Source organism: Tatumella sp. UCD-D_suzukii (genome assembly GCF_000611875.2).
GTDB lineage: Bacteria > Pseudomonadota > Gammaproteobacteria > Enterobacterales > Enterobacteriaceae > Tatumella > Tatumella ptyseos.
On the sequence record NZ_JFJX01000053.1, the window covers coordinates 277,079 to 293,446 of the forward strand.

Here is a 16,368-nt window from a genome sequence, read left to right on the forward strand (position 1 = left end):
TAAACGGGGTGGCTTATCGGATAAGTCCGGCACCTTCAGTGACAAACAGACTTACCAACGCGCGGGTTATCAACGATAAACCACACCCCCGACAGCGCAGTAAACCACGGTATTTCTTTCTGTGTTTATTGCCCCGGCATCCATGCGCCGCTGGCAACGAACCAGGTCAGTAATCCCACACCGGCAATAATAATTGCGATCGGAAATAAATAGCCAATTTTCATGAAACGCTCCCGGAAACGGATAACCGCTGGCCTGCAGACCAGGGGATTTTTACAGGCGTTATAAGCAGTATCAGCGGTTCTCTGATGCTGCAGTGGTATTATAAACGAATACGTTATCCGGATGCATCGTCTAAGGTTATCGGCAGAAAAATAACACCCGTAAACAGAAAAAAAGAACAGGAGTTTCGTGGCAGTCGCTAAAACGGGCGGGTGTGTTTCCCGGACAGCAAGGGCCGATCCGGGAGACGAACTCAGTTACCGGCCGTCTGGCGCCGGAATAATTCACGGAACACCGGGTAAATATCTTCCTGTTCACGGATTTGCTGTATGGCGAAATTTTCAAAGCGTTTTTGCAACTGCTCATATTCACGCCACAATGTCTGAGGGGCCCGGCGGGTGATTTCGATATAACTGTAATAACGCATCACAGGCAGCAGCTCAGAGGCCAGCAATTCCTTACAGAGAGGAGAATCGTCAGCCCAGTTATCACCGTCAGAGGCCTGTGCGGCATAAATATTCCACTGTTGCGGGTCGTAGCGTTCCCTGATGACCTCATTCATCAGTTTCAGCGCACTGGAGACAATGGTCCCCCCGGTTTCCTGGGAATAGAAAAATTCATGCTCATCCACTTCTTTTGCCTGCGTGTGGTGGCGAATATAAACCACCTCAACGTTTTCATAGTTACGGCTCAGAAATAAATACAACAGAATATAAAACCGTTTCGCCATCTCTTTCGTCGGCTGATCCATCGAGCCGGAAACATCCATCAGGCAGAACATCACTGCCTGGCTGGACGGTTCTGCCCGCTTTTCGAAGTTCTTATAGCGTAAATCGAAAGTATCAATAAACGGAACACGGGCGATGCTGGCTTTCAGTTCAGCGATTTCATGCTCCAGCCGTTCCTCTTCCCGGAGTTGTGCCGGTTCCTGGTGACGAAGTTCGCTCAGTGCCTGCTCGCATTCAGCCAATCGCCGGCGTTTACCCGCCGTCATCGCAGTGCGCCGGGCCAGCGAGTTTTGTAATGAGCGCACGACACTGATATTAGAAGGCACCCCATTCGCACTGTAACCCGCACGGTGAACTTTATATTCGGTTAAGCGGTTCTGGTTATTTTTCTGCAAATCAGGCAGGGCCAGGTCGTCAAACAGGAGATCAAGATATTCATCTTTTGAAATTGAAAAGCTGAAACTGTCTTCACCTTCTCCCTGCTGACTGGCTTTACCCTGACCGGATCCTGAGCCGCCACCGCCAGGGTTACGTTCGATACGGTCATGGGTAATAAACTGATCATTGCCGGGATGGACCCGGGTACGCTCACCGTCGCCGCCCTGATGAAAGGACGGCTCATGGATATCATCAATAGGGATGGAAACGGATCCACCGCTGCCGGTATCGGTGACTGAGCGTTTGTTGATGGCATCAGCCAGAGATTTTTTTATTTGCGATTTATAACGACGTAAAAAGCGCTGCCGGTTCACCGCGCTTTTATTTTTACCGTTGAGTCGCCGATCGATAAAATAAGACATAACTGACTCCCGGACATCAACGAGAAACGGGAGGGCGGCAAACGTCTGCCGCCCGGAAATGTGTTCAGGAAGACTTACGCACTCTGAGGTACCATTCGCAAAGCAGACGTACCTGTTTACGGGTGTAGCCTTTCTCCATCATACGATCCACAAAGTCATCATGTTTTTTCTGTTCATCGGTGGAGGTCTTGGTATTGAACGAAATCACCGGCAACAGTTCTTCGGTATTTGAGAACATTTTCTTCTCAATGACGGTGCGCAATTTTTCATAGCTGGTCCAGTTCGGGTTATGGCCACTGTTCTGAGCCCTGGCACGTAGCACAAAATTCACTATTTCATTACGGAAGTCTTTCGGGTTACTGATCCCCGCCGGCTTCTCAATTTTCTCCAGCTCAGCGTTCAGGGAGCCGCGATCAAACAACTGACCGGTATCCGGGTCACGGTATTCCTGATCCTGGATCCAGAAATCAGCATAAGTCACGTAACGGTCAAAAATATTTTGTCCATACTCGGAATAGGACTCAAGATAGGCCGTCTGTATTTCTTTGCCGATAAATTCCGCATATTTAGGGATCAGGTAGCCCTTCAGGAACTCCAGATATTTATCGGCCACTTCCTGTGGAAATTGCTCCCGCTCTATCTGCTGTTCGAGAACATAGAACAGGTGAACCGGGTTTGCGGCAACCTCAGAATGATCGAAGTTAAAGACCCTGGAGAGTATTTTGAAGGCAAAACGTGTCGAAAGACCGTTCATTCCTTCATCTACGCCGGCATAATCGTGATACTCCTGCCAGGATTTTGCCTTAGGATCGGTATCTTTCAGGCTCTCTCCGTCATAGACCCGCATTTTTGAGAATATGCTTGAGTTTTCCGGTGACTTCAGCCGGGACAGGATGATAAAGCGGGCCAGAGTTTCAAGGGTACCCGGCGCGCAAGAGGCTTCGGTCAGTTCACTGTTATCTAACAGTTTTTTGTAGATCTTAATCTCTTCAGAGACCCGCAGGCAGTAAGGGACTTTCACGATGTAAACACGGTCGAGAAACGCTTCGTTGCTTTTATTATTTCGGAACTGTACCCATTCAGATTCATTAGAGTGGGCAAGAATAATGCCGTTAAAAGGCAGGGCTGAAATACCTTCGGTACCGTTATAATTCCCTTCCTGGGTCGCGGTCAGTAGCGGGTGGAGGACTTTGATCGGTGCTTTGAACATCTCAACAAATTCCATCACCCCCTGGTTAGCGCGGCACAATGCCCCGGAGTAGCTATAGGCATCCGGATCATTCTGAGCGAAATGCTCCAGTTTACGAATATCCACTTTCCCCACCAGGGCTGAAATATCCTGGTTGTTTTCATCCCCCGGTTCCGTTTTCGCGATAGCCAGTTGCTCAAGGATGGATGGCCAGACCTTGACGACCCTGAACCTGGAAATATCTCCGCCAAATTCATGCAGGCGTTTTGCCGCCCACGGAGACATAATCGTTCCCAGGTAACGGCGCGGAACACCGTATTCCTGAGCCAGGATACCGGCATCCTCGGCGGGGTTAAACAGGCATAGCGGGTGATCGTTAACCGGGCTGCGTTCACCGTCAGCGGTCAGAACATAGATGGGGACCCGCTGAACCAGCGCTTTCAGACGCTCTGCCAGTGAGGATTTTCCCCCGCCGACCGGCCCGAGCAGGTAAAGAATTTGTTTCTTTTCTTCCAGCCCCTGAGCTGCATGTTTCAGGTAAGAGACGATCTGCTCGATAGCCTCTTCCATCCCGTAGAACTCTTCAAAAGCAGGGTAGCGGGGAACCACTCTGTTCGAAAAAATACGGGAAAGCCTGGGGTCCTGAGCGGTATCCACCATGACGGGTTGTCCGATGGCGGTCAGCAGTCGTTCTGCGGCATTGGCGTAAGCACTGCGATCCTTTTTACAAATGGATAAAAATTCCTGCAGTGTGAACTCTTCGTCTTTGGCCGCTTCATAACGCTGGCGATAATGATCGAATATATTCATAGCGATGCCCGTCCTTTTATTTTTAGCACAGGTAAAGGAGCAGAATGATGACAGGATTTGCTCCGGGAAAGACGACTCACTGGCTGATACTGCAACCCGTATGCCAGAATGGGATGTTTAAGAAATAATTGACTGGCCGGTTGTCATTACAAATTTTGTACAGAGTCGTATTATTTAACTGTAGTCAGGAATTTTCAGTTCACACAGGGTTTTTTGCACTATTTAGCGATATATCAATAACAAACTGTACTATCGTGCCATTTATCAACCGCAGTATGCGGGAGATGAGGGCACGAATCGCTGACCGTTCAGAGGAATTTACGTTTATTCTTCTCTCCTTTCCCGCGGCGGAGATGACCGCTGGTACCGGTTAGCTAACATTTAATTAAGGATCCTCTGGTTTGAAAATATCATATTTGTCTCTCAGCACTCTGGCGGCTGTCTGTGTCTCCTCCGGAGTCTTCGCGGCAGGCTCCCCGCTGACGGTCGGCGCAGGCGCATTGTATGTGCAATCGCCTTATCAGGGGGGTAAAGAACGCTATTATCCGTTCCCTCTGGTGAATTACGAAGATGCGAATTTCTTCGTTTCCGGACTGCAGGGGGGGTACTTTCTGTGGAGAAATCCGCAGAACCAGTTATCACTGATCATCACCAGTTCGGGACAGGAGTACGATCCGAAACGAACCGACTCATCGGCCATGAAGCAACTGGATAAACGCCATCTGACCCTGATGGCCGGCGGACAATGGCAACATATTGCTGACTGGGGGGTTCTGAAAACCTCGCTGGTGGGTGATGTATTGGACCAGAGTAACGGTATTGTCTGGAATACCAACTGGCATTATCCGCTAATGCTGGACGGAATTTCACTTAACCCCGGGGCCGGGTTGAGCTGGAACAGCAGCCATCAGACGGATTACTACTACGGGGTGTCATCGGCGGAATCACGTCGCAGCGGAATATCTTCCTACCATGCCGGGGACAGCTGGCTTCCGTATGTGGAAATCAGCGCCAGTTATCCGCTGACCAAACGCTGGCAGTTAGGGGTCGGCGGACGTTATCAGTGGTTCGGCAGCGAAGTGAAAGACAGTCCGATGGTGGCGAAATCCGGTCAGGCAATGGTTTGGACGGGGATCAGTTACACGTTCTGAAACTCAGGTTGTGAATAGGGATTTCTGACGTTTGGGCCGGCGCGGGGCAGTGAATGCCCCGCAATCAGGCAGATAGCTGCGTCAGGGGGCACCCCTGATACATTATGCTGATCTGGCCACTTTAAACATCACTCCCAGGCGTGCCGGAGAATCATGTTTGCTGACCAGGGGCTGAGAGATCCGTGCCGTTTCCACACAGACCATGGTTTTATAACCATCATTGGCCATATCTCCCATACTGCAGGAGAGTGCCGGACCGGGATTCCAGGTGACAACGTCACTTTTATGATGGTGATAAATTTCCAGCCGTCGTTTACCGGCAGGATCGTCGATGACATTACAATCATCGGCGGCAGTAAATATACGGTCTACCTGATCAGAATAGGTTTGTGGCGTGAGTTGCTCTGCCGTCGTCCCGCCAGTCACTTTATCAATATACGACGTCCCCAGGCCACTGACAGAGACCCCGGCAATATCGGCCACACGGAAATAGCTGTGCAAGGCGGCGGTGGACGTAAATCCACCGTGGGCTTCCAGTTCAATTTCACAGTGCTTTCCAAGACGGAATCGGGCAATCAGTGAAAAATCGTGCGGCCAGTATTTATGGGTCTGTGGTGAGTGTTTAAGCTCAAAAGTGAGGATCACTCCCTGCTCATTTTCATCATGAGCCAGTAGTGTCCAGGGGAGGTTACGAGCAAAACCATGGGCCGGGTGACCGGCAGGGCCAAACCAGGGCCAGCATACCGGTACGCCGCCACGAATGGCTTTACCTTCAGTGAATGCCGTTTCATCGCTTAACCAAATCACCGGCTTTTCACCGGAAGGTTGCCATGAAATAAGATGAGCGCCCTGCAGTGCAACCACCGCATGTACAGCCGGATGATTAACCACAATCAGCGGTAACTGACCTTTCTGACGCAGAGAAATATAGGGGGTTATCTGACGGTTTACCGGCAGTTTATAGAGTGATTCCTGCATTCGCTCTCCTCAGAGGGATCAACCAACAAACAACAAAAAGAAGGGGCGACCGAAGTCGCCCCTGATATTTACGGACTGTCCGTTGATTTTATTTGGCCGCAACCAGTGCAATCAGGTCAAGGACTTTGTGTGAATAACCGGTTTCGTTGTCATACCAGGAAACCAGTTTCACGAAGTTATCATTCAGCGCGATACCTGCTTTCGCATCGAAGAATGATGTGCAAACTTCACCGTTGAAATCGGTAGAAACAACGTCGTCCTCGGTATAACCCAGAACACCTTTCATAGTGCCTTCAGACGCAGTTTTGATGGCAGATTTGATCTGCTCATAAGTGGCTGCTTTTTCCAGACGAACGGTCAGGTCAACGACAGAAACGTTCGGGGTAGGGACACGGAATGCCATACCGGTCAGTTTACCGTTCAGTTCCGGCAGAACTTTACCGACGGCTTTAGCCGCACCGGTAGAAGACGGGATGATGTTCTGAGAAGCACCACGACCGCCGCGCCAGTCTTTATGAGACGGGCCATCAACAGTTTTCTGCGTTGCAGTCGTCGCGTGAACAGTGGTCATCAGGCCTTCAACGATACCGAAGTTATCATTGATGACTTTGGCCAGAGGGGCCAGGCAGTTAGTGGTACAGGAAGCGTTAGAAACGATATCCTGGCCCTGATATTTATCGAAGTTCGCACCGCGAACGAACATCGGTGTGTCGTCTTTAGAAGGACCGGTCAGAACAACTTTTTTCGCGCCTGCGGTAATGTGTTTACGTGCAGTTTCGTCGGTCAGGAAGATACCGGTCGCTTCTGCAACAACATCCACACCCACTTCGTCCCATTTCAGGTTAGCCGGGTCTCTTTCGCTGGTCACACGGATTTTTTTACCGTTAACGATCAGTGCACCGTCTTTAACTTCTACGGTCCCGTCGAAACGTCCATGGGTGGAGTCATACTTCAGCATGTAAGCCATGTATTCGGCGTCGAGCAGGTCGTTAATTGCAACGATCTCGATGTCTGAACGCTGTTGCGCAGCACGAAAAACAATGCGACCGATACGGCCAAAACCGTTGATACCTACTTTGATAGTCATATATTCCACCAGCTATGGGTTATTGAATAAAAGGTTGGCTGTAAAATTACAAAAACCGCTTCAGGCGTCAAGCTTAATCGTGTCAATTATTGTGGCAGATCAATCCTCACCTGCAGTTTTTTACCCGTTAAAGCATAAGTACCCTTAACCATAACGGGGACTCGCCCGGCAGAGAGTGTGCAGGACCTTTCCATCATAAATTGGGATGCAGATCACAATTTCAAACCCACCGGTTATCCTGTGTTCAACGCACAAATTACCCGTCGTGATTGTTGCCTGTTTGTTATAATACGCATATTCATTGGATCAATCATATGGCTTCTACATGACATCGGAAAAAAACAGAAACATGCCTGAACGTGACCTGACAGAAATACAACGTTATGTCACCCGTGATCGCGGAACGGAGCCTCCGTTCAGTGGTGCTTTGTTGCACAATACTGACGAAGGCATTTACCACTGCCTGGTGTGTCATGTGCCATTGTTCTATTCAGAGACAAAGTTTGATGCCGGTTGCGGATGGCCGAGTTTTTATCAACCGGTTTCCCCGGATGCTATCCACTATATCGAAGATTTCTCGCATGGCATGCACCGGACAGAAATTCGTTGTGCACATTGTGATTCGCACCTGGGGCATGTATTCCCGGACGGTCCGCAACCCACGGGTGAGCGTTACTGTGTGAACTCTGCCTCGCTAAGTTTTACCGATCCGCATGGCAATAATACTCCGGGGTGACAGATGAAGGATCTTGAAAATTTACTGGCAGGCATGACCCCTGAATTGTATGAACGTCTGGTTCTCGCCAGTGAAACCGGAAAATGGCCTGATGGTGTGGCGCTGACTCCGGCACAGCGTGAGCACACTCTCCAGCTGGTAATGCTATGGCAGGCGAGATATAACGACAACCCGGGCCATATGACGATTGGCAAAGGCGGAGAGATGGTGGTGAAGAGTAAGCAGGCCCTGAAGGAAGAGTTTGGTATCGACGGTTCGGTGACGAAACTGACTCTGTAGGTGGCCCTCATACCGGCTTGTCAGGGACGCGCACAAGCCGGTGTTGAATGTTAATCCGCGGTCAGTTCGCCACGAAGATTTTGCTGCATAAGGTCCCGGATCTGTTGCGGATCATAGCCGGCAGAGAGCAGATAATGCAGCTTAGTCAGGGCCGCTTCTACGGTCAGGTCATATCCGCTGATCACTCCGGCATTTTCCAGCGCATTCCCGGTGGCATAGCCCCCCATATTGACCTTCCCCGAAATACATTGCGTCAGATTGACGACCACAATGCCACGCTCAGAGGCTTGTCTGAGTTCAGTCAGAAATTCAGCATTCTGCGGAGCATTGCCTACGCCATACGAACGAAGGATCAGCGCTTTCACCGGCTGGCGCAGGAAATTACGCACAACCTCGGCCGGGATACCGGGATAAAGCGTAACGACACCCACCGGTTGTGGTGTGATGTTATGGACGGTAAACGGCCCCTGAGCCTGCGGTGCGGCCGGCGTATGTAACCGGCGGATATGGATACCGGCTTCCAGAAGCGGAGTCAGATTAGGGGATGCAAAAGCATCGAAACCATCAGCATGAGCCTTTGTGGTCCGGTTACCCCGGTAGAGCGTATTATTAAAAAATAACGTGACTTCATTCACCGGGTAATTGGCGGCAACATACAACGAATTAAGCAGATTCTGCTGGCCGTCAGAGCGTAGCTCAGCCAGCGGTATTTGTGACCCTGTCACAATGACCGGTTTCCCCAGGTTTTCCAGCATAAACGAGAGCGCAGATGCGGTAAACGCCATGGTATCGGTACCGTGCAGGATCACAAAACCATCATACAGTTCATAGTTTTTATGAATATCATCAGCAATGACCTGCCAGTCCTGCGGGGTCATGTCTGACGAGTCCATCAGTGGCTGATATTCATGAATAGAGAAAGAGGGCATTTCCGGACGATGGAACTCCGGCATCGCCAGTAATTGCTGTTGCAGATGGCCGGACACCGGCACATACCCCTGGGCAGAACGTTGCATACCAATGGTCCCGCCTGTGTAGGCGACATAAATATTTTTTCTCTGCATGACGTATTCTTTTCAAAAGTCGTAAAAAAGCCGGATTAGGGTGGCAGTATAAAGCAATTCACGGGAAAAGCAGCCTGAACCCGGTTCAGGCTGCCGGCCGGTCAGTTCATAACACCGCAGTTAAGGCAATAAGCATAACGGTTTTGCGGATCGGCCGCCTGGCCTGTCAGGCCGGGCTGATTTTGTAAATCGGTCATCACTTCGGCCAAAGGCGCTGGCAGGAAAGCCTTAATACTGGCAGGGAGTGACGCACTGACCGAAGAACTCATTTGATCCAGTACCTGGTCAAAGAAGGTCGGCTGTTCCTGATACCAGTCCAGACGAGGCGTAGTGATATGTGCCAGCTCTGCCGCTTTGCGGGTCGCATCATCAAAGTCACCCAATTCATCGACCAGTCCGTTTGCTTTTGCATCACTGCCTGTCCAGACGTGTCCCTGGGCTATCTGGTCTATCTGGTCCGTGGTTTTATGACGGGAGTCAGCCACCAGGCTCAGGAAGTTATGGTACCCGTTTTCGATGCTGATTTGCATCATCTGCTGCACCTGATCCGGCAGTGCTTTGGTCATAGAAACATCGGCCAGCGGAGAGGTCGAGACACCGTCAGTGTGCACGCCCAAAGTGCTTAGCGAGTTCTCAATGGTATTGATCACACCGAAAATACCAATCGAGCCGGTCAGGGTGGACGGGCTGGCAATAATGTAGCTGGCCGGTGTCGAGATCCAGTACCCGCCGGAGGCGGCAACACCGCCCATGGAGACAACCACAGGTTTACCAGCCTGTTTTGCGGCCATCAGCTCTTCACGAATAGCTTCAGAGGCCGTCACGCTGCCTCCCGGACTGTTAACCCGCAGAATAATGGCTTTAATGTTTTTATCCAGACGCGCAGCACGGATTTGTGAAACCAGCGTATCACTGCCCACGTTACCGGCACCGGAGTCGCCGTCAACAATCGCCCCGTTCGCGACAATAACCGCGATATTCGCCGGGCCATCCGTCTGAGAGTCTTTTAACGGATAATCATAAATACTGACATTGCGGTAATCATTGGTCTGACTATCCCAGCCAAATTTATGGATAAGGATCTGATCCACCGCCGCACGGGATTCCAGTCCATCTACCAGCCGGGTATTCAGCGCATAAGTGGCGGTACTACCGTTCACGGCTTTCAATGCGGTAATCAGGTTGTCTGCGCCCGGGAAGACCTGCTGCGGCGTCAACTGACGGTTGGCAGAGACCGTGGTCAGATAGTTGTTCCATAACTGGTTAATCCAGCGGCTATCGGCATCTCTCGCTGCCGGTGACATGTTATCGCGCAGGAAAGGTTCTACCGCAGATTTATAAGTACCGACACGGAAAACATGGGAGGATACTTTCAGCGTATCCAGCAGGGTTTTGTAGTAGAGGGCATTGGTCGCCATACCGTGAATATCCACGGCACCCTGAGGAGAGAGATAAATCGTATTAGCAAAACTGGCCAGGTAGTATTGAGCCTGGCTAAAATTATCGCCATAGGCATAGACAGGCTTTCCGGCATCACGGAATTCGCGTAAGGCTTTACCGATATACTGCAGAGAAGGCTGATCGCCGCCACCGAAATTCCGCAGGTCCAGCACGATGCCGGTGATTTTATTGTCACTTTTTGCCTGACGGATGGCATTAACGATATCGAAGACAGAGTTCTGCTGCAGTGTTTCACTGCGGCTGCCCAGCAACTCCCGGCCAACTTTACTCAGACGGTTTTGTGCTGAAGGCTGGTCAACGACCATACCGGCAAGATTAATTTTCAGCGCCCCCCCGGTCAGCGTTTTTGCCGAATTCGCCGACCCGCCACTGACCTGTGACCAAATCCCGACCCCCACGACGATCAGCAACAGCAGGAACAGGTTCAGGATACACTCCCTGATAAAATTGATTATCCGCCAGACGGCAGAAAATAACCTGCCGGTAATTCGCCACAATGTGCGCATAATTTCTCCATGTAATTGTCAGCAGACTCTTTTGAGCGCTGCGTTCTGAATCATTCCGCCCACATCCTAAAGAGCGCCGCTCTAAAAGTCAGCAGGAAATCACAGCAGACTGTTACAAATCACGTTGTTATGCCAGACTTGTCAGAGACAGACTGAATATGAGGAAGTTATGGACGCATTAGACTTGTTATTACAGCGACGCTCTGCGTCACGGCTGGCGGATCCTGCCCCTGAAGGTGAAACGCTGGAAAATATTCTGCAGGCGGGCTTACGAGCGCCTGATCATGGTGCTCTGCAACCCTGGCACTTTGTTATGATCACAGAAGAAGGGCGTGAGCGTTTCAGCCAGCTGCTGGTTTCAGCGGCAACCGGCGACGGAGCTGATGAAAAAGCCATAGAAAAAGCGCAAAATGCCCCTTTCCGGGCACCGCTGATTATCGCGGTCATTGCCCGATGTGAAGAGCATCCTAAAGTTCCGGAATGGGAACAGGTGGTTTCCGCTGGATGTGCTGTAATGGCTATGCAGATGGCCGCCCAGGCGCAGGGCTTTAACGGGATCTGGCGCAGTGGTGCCTGGACAGAACATGAGGTCGTCCGTCAGGGGCTGGGATGCCGGCCACAGGATAAGATTGTCGGTTTCCTTTATCTGGGCACCCCCCGGCTGAAAGCGGCACCGTTAACCGCTGTAGATCCCGCACCTTTTGTCAGCTATTTCTGACAGATCTTTGCCAGTCAGTCTGGCATGATTAACCCCGCGACAGCGCCCCGGACTTTTGTGCCGGGCATTTGTCGTTAAGCCGCAGTATGCAGAAGACCGGCAGAGCAGCCGGCAGGTCGCCGATTCTGACGACTGAAAGTATTCACCCCCGGTGCGGGTATGTCTACCTCATTCCTGGCCGGACAAAAAGGAAGATCGCGGTTAATGCGTTTGTTTATTGCCGAAAAACCCAGCCTTGCCCGGGCGATTGCTGAAGTTTTGCCTGAGCCTCATCGCCGCGGACAGGGGTTTATTGCCTGCGGAGATAACCAGATTGTGACCTGGTGTGTCGGCCACCTGCTGGAACAGGCACAGCCGGAAAATTATGACCCGCGCTTTGCCCGCTGGTCCCTGGCCGATCTGCCTATTATTCCTGAAAAATGGCAACTGAAACCCCGCCCCGAAGTGGCAAAGCAGCTCAATGTCATCGATGAATTACTGCAAAAGGCAACTCATATTGTCCATGCCGGCGACCCCGATCGTGAAGGGCAGTTACTGGTCGATGAAGTGCTTGATTATCTGAAACTCAGCGATGAGAAAAGAAAGTCGGTACAACGCTGTCTGATCAATGATCTCAATCCGCAGTCTGTCGCCCGTGCTATTGAACGGTTACGGGATAACCGTGATTTTGTACCGCTCTGTATTTCCGCGCTGGCCAGGGCCAGGGCCGACTGGCTGTACGGTATTAATATGACCCGCGCTTACACCCTGTTTGGTCGCAATGCCGGCTACGACGGTGTGCTCTCTGTCGGACGGGTACAGACCCCGGTACTCGGACTGGTGGTACGCCGTGACGAAGAGATCGAGAATTTTGTTGCCCGCGATTTCTTTGAAGTGAAAGCCCATATTCTGGCCGGTGATGAACAACGTTTCACCGCACTGTGGGTGCCCAGTGATGCGTGTGAGTCCTGGCAGGATGAAGAGGGACGACTACTGAACCGTTCACTGGCAGAACATGTCTGTCAGCGGATCAACGGCCAGCCGGCGAGGGTCATCCATTACCAGGATAAACGTGAGTCTGAGATAGCACCGCTGCCGTTCTCGTTATCAGGTTTACAGATTGAGGCGGCCCGCCGGTTCGGGCTCAGCGCTCAGACGGTACTGGATGTCTGCCAGCGACTTTACGAAACCCACAAACTGATCACTTACCCCCGCTCAGACTGTCGTTATCTGCCCGAAGAGCACTTCGCAGGACGTCATGCGGTGCTGGAGGCTATCGGGACCCATCTGCCTCATCAGACCATGCCACAGGAACTGGATACCGAAACGCGTAATCGTTGCTGGGATAACAAAAAGGTCGATGCCCACCATGCCATCATTCCTACCGCCAGACGCAGCCGGACAAAACTGACGGAGAATGAACTCAATATTTACGGGCTGGTGGCTCGCCAGTACCTGATGCAGTTTTGCCCGGAGGCGGTTTACCGCAAATGCGTTATCGACCTGGAGATTGCGGGTGGAAAGTTTATCGCCAAAGCCCGTTTTCTGGCGGTAGCCGGCTGGCGGGTATTACTGGGGAACAAAGAGCGTGACGAGGAAAATGACGGCACGCCACTGCCGGAAGTCAAAAAAGGGGATGAGCTGTTGTGCGAGAAAGGCGAAGTGGTGGAAAAGAAAACACAACCCCCGCGCCACTTTACCGATGCGACTTTACTTTCTGCAATGACCGGCATCGCACGTTTTGTCCAGGATAAAGCCCTGAAGAAAGTGCTCAGAGAGACCGATGGATTAGGAACCGAGGCGACGCGTGCAGGGATCATCGAATTGCTGTTCAAACGAGGGTTTCTGGAAAAAAAGGGGCGGTATATACACTCTACCGTGGTGGGGAAAGCCCTGATCCACGCGTTACCGCAACCGGCTGCCAGCCCGGATATGACGGCACAGTGGGAGTCGATGCTGACCAGCATCAGCGAGAAAAACTTTCGCTATCAGGATTTTATGCAGCCTCTGGTCGGAACGTTGCATAGCCTTATCGGCGAAGCCCGGCGCACCCCCCCGGTACAGATCCTGAGGCAATTACCCCGTGGTCAGGCCAAACGCGGCAGCAAAGGGAGCACCAAAGGGAGAAAACATAAAGCTGCCCGCGAGTAACCGATGTTGTCTTCAGGGGTGGGGTTTCTGATGATATTAGCGGCAGGGGACAGTGGCACCGTGTCGCATGGAAAGCCCCTCCCTGAGTCCGGGAGCGACGGCACTCAGCCGTCCCGGCTACCCGCGAGCCGTCAGTCCCGCGGGAGCGTATCCATCGGTGACTAAAACTCAGAGGTCAAAGGTCGCCCACACCGGGGCGTGATCTGACGGTTTCTCCATACTGCGGATATCATAATCGATACCGGTCTCCAGGCAACGAGAGGCCAGAGGCTGGCTTGCCAGCAGTAAATCGATACGCAGACCGCGGTTATCATTGAACCCTTTAGAACGGTAATCAAACCAGGAGAAGCGATCATTGGTTTCAGGCCAGGCGGCACGCCATGTATCGGTGAGCCCCCAACCGAGCAGCTTATCCATCCACTCGCGTTCTTCCGGCAGGAAAGAGCATTTCCCGGTACGTAACCAGCGTTTGCGGTTGTCATCACCGATGCCGATATCATTGTCGGTACAGCTGATATTCATATCACCCATGATCAGTACAGGCTGCTGAGGATCCAGGCGCGATTCCAGATGATCCTGCAGATCACGGTAGAATTTTTCCTTTGCCGGGAACTTCAGTGGATGGTCACGGCTTTCACCCTGCGGAAAATAGCCATTGATCACGGTGATATTGCCGATAGCCGAAGGGATCTCAGCCATGATGATCCGCCGCTGGGCATCGTCTTCATCGGTAATAAAGCCACGCTGCACACTGACCGGTTCCATTTTCGTCATCAGTGCGACACCGTAGTGGCCTTTCTGGCCATGGAAGAAGACGTGATAACCGAGTTTCTGCACCTCTTCCAGCGGGAACATATCATCATGAACTTTGGTCTCCTGCAGCCCGATAATATCCGGCTGGTGAGTTTCGACCAGCGCGGCCAGCTGATGGGGACGCGCCCGGAGTCCGTTGATATTGAAAGAAACAAATTTCATGTTTTAACCACAGTCAGAGAATTTACCCGCGATGGTAGCGATTTTTTCGATGATTGTCACCGTCACTACGGTGCCGGTCCGGATGGCAGAGGCAGCGCACCGTAGAGGAGCACAACAGCGTTTTCGCGACCGGGGATGGAGGGGCAAGTGATTTCCCCGGCAATGTTCTGTAGTAAGTGACAGCTCCGGTGTTATGGGAATATTTCTATATGGATATTTTCGGTGAAGCCCCTGAATAAAGCGTTTTCAGGCAAGCCAGAAGGAGTTAACGAATACCGGGCAGTGAGAATAATGCAGATGATGTCGAAAGATCATACCCGAAGATAATGGCATAACGAGTGAGGAAAAATATCAAAAAAGGCATCTGGTACAGGGAAGTGTAAAACAGGGGATTACAGGCTGAAGCTTATCAGGAATGGTGGTGGGAGAAGGATTCGAACCTTCGAAGTCTGTGACGGCAGATTTACAGTCTGCTCCCTTTGGCCGCTCGGGAATCCCACCTGATTGTGATGCTTCGTTGTGTGCTGAAGCGGGGTGCATAATAACAAAACTTATCTATGTGTAAACAGGCAACACGGACATTTATGACTGTTTGCCTGTTTTTTACACTAAAAATTAATGGGTTGCGTATTATTTGTCCGGAAATTACAGGATGATAGTCCGGTTACCGTAAACAAAGACCCGTTGTGCCAGCACTTTATCCAACGCACGGCTCAGTGCATTTTTTTCGACATCTCTGCCTGCACGCATCATATCGTCAGCGCTAAACGTATGATCGACGTGGATCACGTCCTGCATAATAATCGGGCCTTCATCGAGGTTATCATTCACATAGTGCGCAGTAGCACCGATAATTTTTACGCCACGCTCATAGGCCTGATGATAAGGCCGCGCCCCGATAAAGGCAGGCAGGAAGGAGTGATGGATATTAATAATCTTATTCGGAAAGCGCTTAACGAATTCCGGGGTCAGTACCCGCATGTACTTCGCCAGCACGACATAATCCGGCTGATAGCGTTCAATCTCATCAGCCATCAGCATATCGTGTTCTTCACGGGTATGTCCTTCATGGCTGATCAGCACAAAAGGAATATCAAAACGTTCAACCAGCGAACGTAATGTTTCATGGTTTCCGATGACGGCCGCAATTTCCATATCCAGACCACCAAAGGCACTTTTCATCAGTAAGTCGCCCAGACAGTGTGCTTCTTTTGTCACCATAATAACCACACGGCGGCGACCGGCGGGTTGCAGTTCGCGAACTGAACCGACGGGTAAGGCGCTGTCTAAATCTGCCAACAGAGTGGTGTCATTAAAAATACCTTCAAGCTCAGTACGCATGAAAAAGCGGCCGGTCCGGTGATCGACAAACTCGTTATTCTGAACAATGTTCAGTTCGTGCTTGTAGCAGATATTGGTAATTTTAGCGATAAGGCCTTTCGCATCAGGGCAAATGGTTCTTAAAACTTTTTTTTGTAGTGTCTGGGCTTGCATTGTGCAATGTATCCTGTCGAATCAGATTTCAGTCATGTCG

Annotated in this window: 14 protein-coding genes and 1 tRNA gene; 5 read left to right on the forward strand and 10 right to left on the reverse strand. The window is 51.3% G+C overall.

From position 1 onward, the window contains the following. Nucleotides 1-125: 125 nt before the first annotated feature. From CG67_RS18110 to CG67_RS11210, 3 genes are all read right to left on the reverse strand, one after another. Nucleotides 126-224, reverse strand: coding sequence for a YoaK family small membrane protein (locus CG67_RS18110; RefSeq protein ID WP_145959578.1), 99 nt, complete (start codon nucleotides 222-224; stop codon nucleotides 126-128). Between the two features lie 251 nt (nucleotides 225-475). Beyond that, nucleotides 476-1,750 (reverse strand): YeaH/YhbH family protein, encoded by a 1,275-nt coding sequence (locus tag CG67_RS11205; protein ID WP_025903037.1) that lies wholly within the window; start codon nucleotides 1,748-1,750, stop codon nucleotides 476-478. A 64-nt stretch (nucleotides 1,751-1,814) separates the two neighbouring features. Continuing rightward, complete coding sequence (locus tag CG67_RS11210; RefSeq protein WP_025903038.1) at nucleotides 1,815-3,749, reverse strand: PrkA family serine protein kinase; 1,935 nt, start codon at nucleotides 3,747-3,749, stop codon at nucleotides 1,815-1,817. A gap of 407 nt (nucleotides 3,750-4,156) precedes the next feature. Between CG67_RS11210 and CG67_RS11215 the strand changes: the two genes are divergently transcribed. Beyond that, entirely contained in the window at nucleotides 4,157-4,900 is a 744-nt protein-coding gene (locus tag CG67_RS11215) for a MipA/OmpV family protein (RefSeq protein WP_025903039.1), read from the forward strand. Between the two features lie 102 nt (nucleotides 4,901-5,002). On the opposite strand, the gene CG67_RS11220 is transcribed toward CG67_RS11215, so the two are convergent. Continuing rightward, nucleotides 5,003-5,878 (reverse strand): D-hexose-6-phosphate mutarotase, encoded by an 876-nt coding sequence (locus CG67_RS11220; protein WP_025903040.1) that lies wholly within the window; start codon nucleotides 5,876-5,878, stop codon nucleotides 5,003-5,005. 88 nt (nucleotides 5,879-5,966) lie between these two features. Beyond that, nucleotides 5,967-6,965 carry a glyceraldehyde-3-phosphate dehydrogenase gene (gapA, locus tag CG67_RS11225; protein ID WP_025903041.1) on the reverse strand — a complete coding sequence of 333 codons (999 nt, stop codon included), beginning with the start codon at nucleotides 6,963-6,965 and terminating at the stop codon, nucleotides 5,967-5,969. A gap of 349 nt (nucleotides 6,966-7,314) precedes the next feature. Between gapA and msrB the strand changes: the two genes are divergently transcribed. Both msrB and CG67_RS11235 read left to right on the forward strand, forming a co-directional pair. Then, entirely contained in the window at nucleotides 7,315-7,701 is a 387-nt protein-coding gene (msrB, locus tag CG67_RS11230; RefSeq protein WP_029990339.1) for a peptide-methionine (R)-S-oxide reductase MsrB, read from the forward strand. Between the two features lie 3 nt (nucleotides 7,702-7,704). After that, the gene (locus tag CG67_RS11235) at nucleotides 7,705-7,980 is read left to right on the forward strand and encodes a YeaC family protein (protein ID WP_025903043.1); all 276 of its coding nucleotides are present in this window, start codon (nucleotides 7,705-7,707) and stop codon (nucleotides 7,978-7,980) included. A gap of 50 nt (nucleotides 7,981-8,030) precedes the next feature. Here CG67_RS11235 and ansA read toward each other — a convergent pair whose 3' ends face one another. After that, the gene (gene ansA, locus CG67_RS11240; RefSeq protein ID WP_025903044.1) at nucleotides 8,031-9,044 is read right to left on the reverse strand and encodes an asparaginase; all 1,014 of its coding nucleotides are present in this window, start codon (nucleotides 9,042-9,044) and stop codon (nucleotides 8,031-8,033) included. 101 nt (nucleotides 9,045-9,145) lie between these two features. Then, complete coding sequence (sppA, locus tag CG67_RS11245; protein WP_025903045.1) at nucleotides 9,146-11,011, reverse strand: signal peptide peptidase SppA; 1,866 nt, start codon at nucleotides 11,009-11,011, stop codon at nucleotides 9,146-9,148. A 169-nt stretch (nucleotides 11,012-11,180) separates the two neighbouring features. On the opposite strand from sppA, the gene CG67_RS11250 reads away from it, so the two are divergent. Both CG67_RS11250 and CG67_RS11255 read left to right on the forward strand, forming a co-directional pair. Then, entirely contained in the window at nucleotides 11,181-11,729 is a 549-nt protein-coding gene (locus CG67_RS11250) for an NAD(P)H nitroreductase (protein WP_025903046.1), read from the forward strand. Nucleotides 11,730-11,933: 204 nt separating this feature from the next. Beyond that, the gene (locus CG67_RS11255; RefSeq protein WP_025903047.1) at nucleotides 11,934-13,859 is read left to right on the forward strand and encodes a DNA topoisomerase III; all 1,926 of its coding nucleotides are present in this window, start codon (nucleotides 11,934-11,936) and stop codon (nucleotides 13,857-13,859) included. Between the two features lie 168 nt (nucleotides 13,860-14,027). Here the strand turns inward: CG67_RS11255 and xthA are convergent, their stop codons facing one another. The 3 genes from xthA to purU all read right to left on the reverse strand — a co-directional run bounded on the left by xthA (nucleotide 14,028) and on the right by purU (nucleotide 16,328). After that, a complete protein-coding gene (gene xthA / locus CG67_RS11260) occupies nucleotides 14,028-14,834 on the reverse strand; it encodes an exodeoxyribonuclease III (protein ID WP_025903048.1) in 807 nt (268 codons plus the stop codon). Nucleotides 14,835-15,250: 416 nt separating this feature from the next. Next, a tRNA-Tyr gene (locus tag CG67_RS11265) sits at nucleotides 15,251-15,335 on the reverse strand. Between the two features lie 144 nt (nucleotides 15,336-15,479). Further along, a complete protein-coding gene (gene purU / locus CG67_RS11270) occupies nucleotides 15,480-16,328 on the reverse strand; it encodes a formyltetrahydrofolate deformylase (protein WP_025903049.1) in 849 nt (282 codons plus the stop codon). Nucleotides 16,329-16,368: the final 40 nt, after the last annotated feature.

Coding starts and splice junctions, on each gene's coding strand:
- CG67_RS18110 (WP_145959578.1), bottom strand. CDS start 224: ATGAAAATTGGCTATTTATTTCCGATCGCAATTATTATTGCCGGTGTG.
- CG67_RS11205 (WP_025903037.1), bottom strand. CDS start 1,750: ATGTCTTATTTTATCGATCGGCGACTCAACGGTAAAAATAAAAGCGCG.
- CG67_RS11210 (WP_025903038.1), bottom strand. CDS start 3,749: ATGAATATATTCGATCATTATCGCCAGCGTTATGAAGCGGCCAAAGAC.
- CG67_RS11220 (WP_025903040.1), bottom strand. CDS start 5,878: ATGCAGGAATCACTCTATAAACTGCCGGTAAACCGTCAGATAACCCCC.
- gapA (WP_025903041.1), bottom strand. CDS start 6,965: ATGACTATCAAAGTAGGTATCAACGGTTTTGGCCGTATCGGTCGCATT.
- msrB (WP_029990339.1), top strand. CDS start 7,315: ATGCCTGAACGTGACCTGACAGAAATACAACGTTATGTCACCCGTGAT.
- CG67_RS11235 (WP_025903043.1), top strand. CDS start 7,705: ATGAAGGATCTTGAAAATTTACTGGCAGGCATGACCCCTGAATTGTAT.
- ansA (WP_025903044.1), bottom strand. CDS start 9,044: ATGCAGAGAAAAAATATTTATGTCGCCTACACAGGCGGGACCATTGGT.
- sppA (WP_025903045.1), bottom strand. CDS start 11,011: ATGCGCACATTGTGGCGAATTACCGGCAGGTTATTTTCTGCCGTCTGG.
- CG67_RS11250 (WP_025903046.1), top strand. CDS start 11,181: ATGGACGCATTAGACTTGTTATTACAGCGACGCTCTGCGTCACGGCTG.
- CG67_RS11255 (WP_025903047.1), top strand. CDS start 11,934: ATGCGTTTGTTTATTGCCGAAAAACCCAGCCTTGCCCGGGCGATTGCT.
- xthA (WP_025903048.1), bottom strand. CDS start 14,834: ATGAAATTTGTTTCTTTCAATATCAACGGACTCCGGGCGCGTCCCCAT.
- purU (WP_025903049.1), bottom strand. CDS start 16,328: ATGCAAGCCCAGACACTACAAAAAAAAGTTTTAAGAACCATTTGCCCT.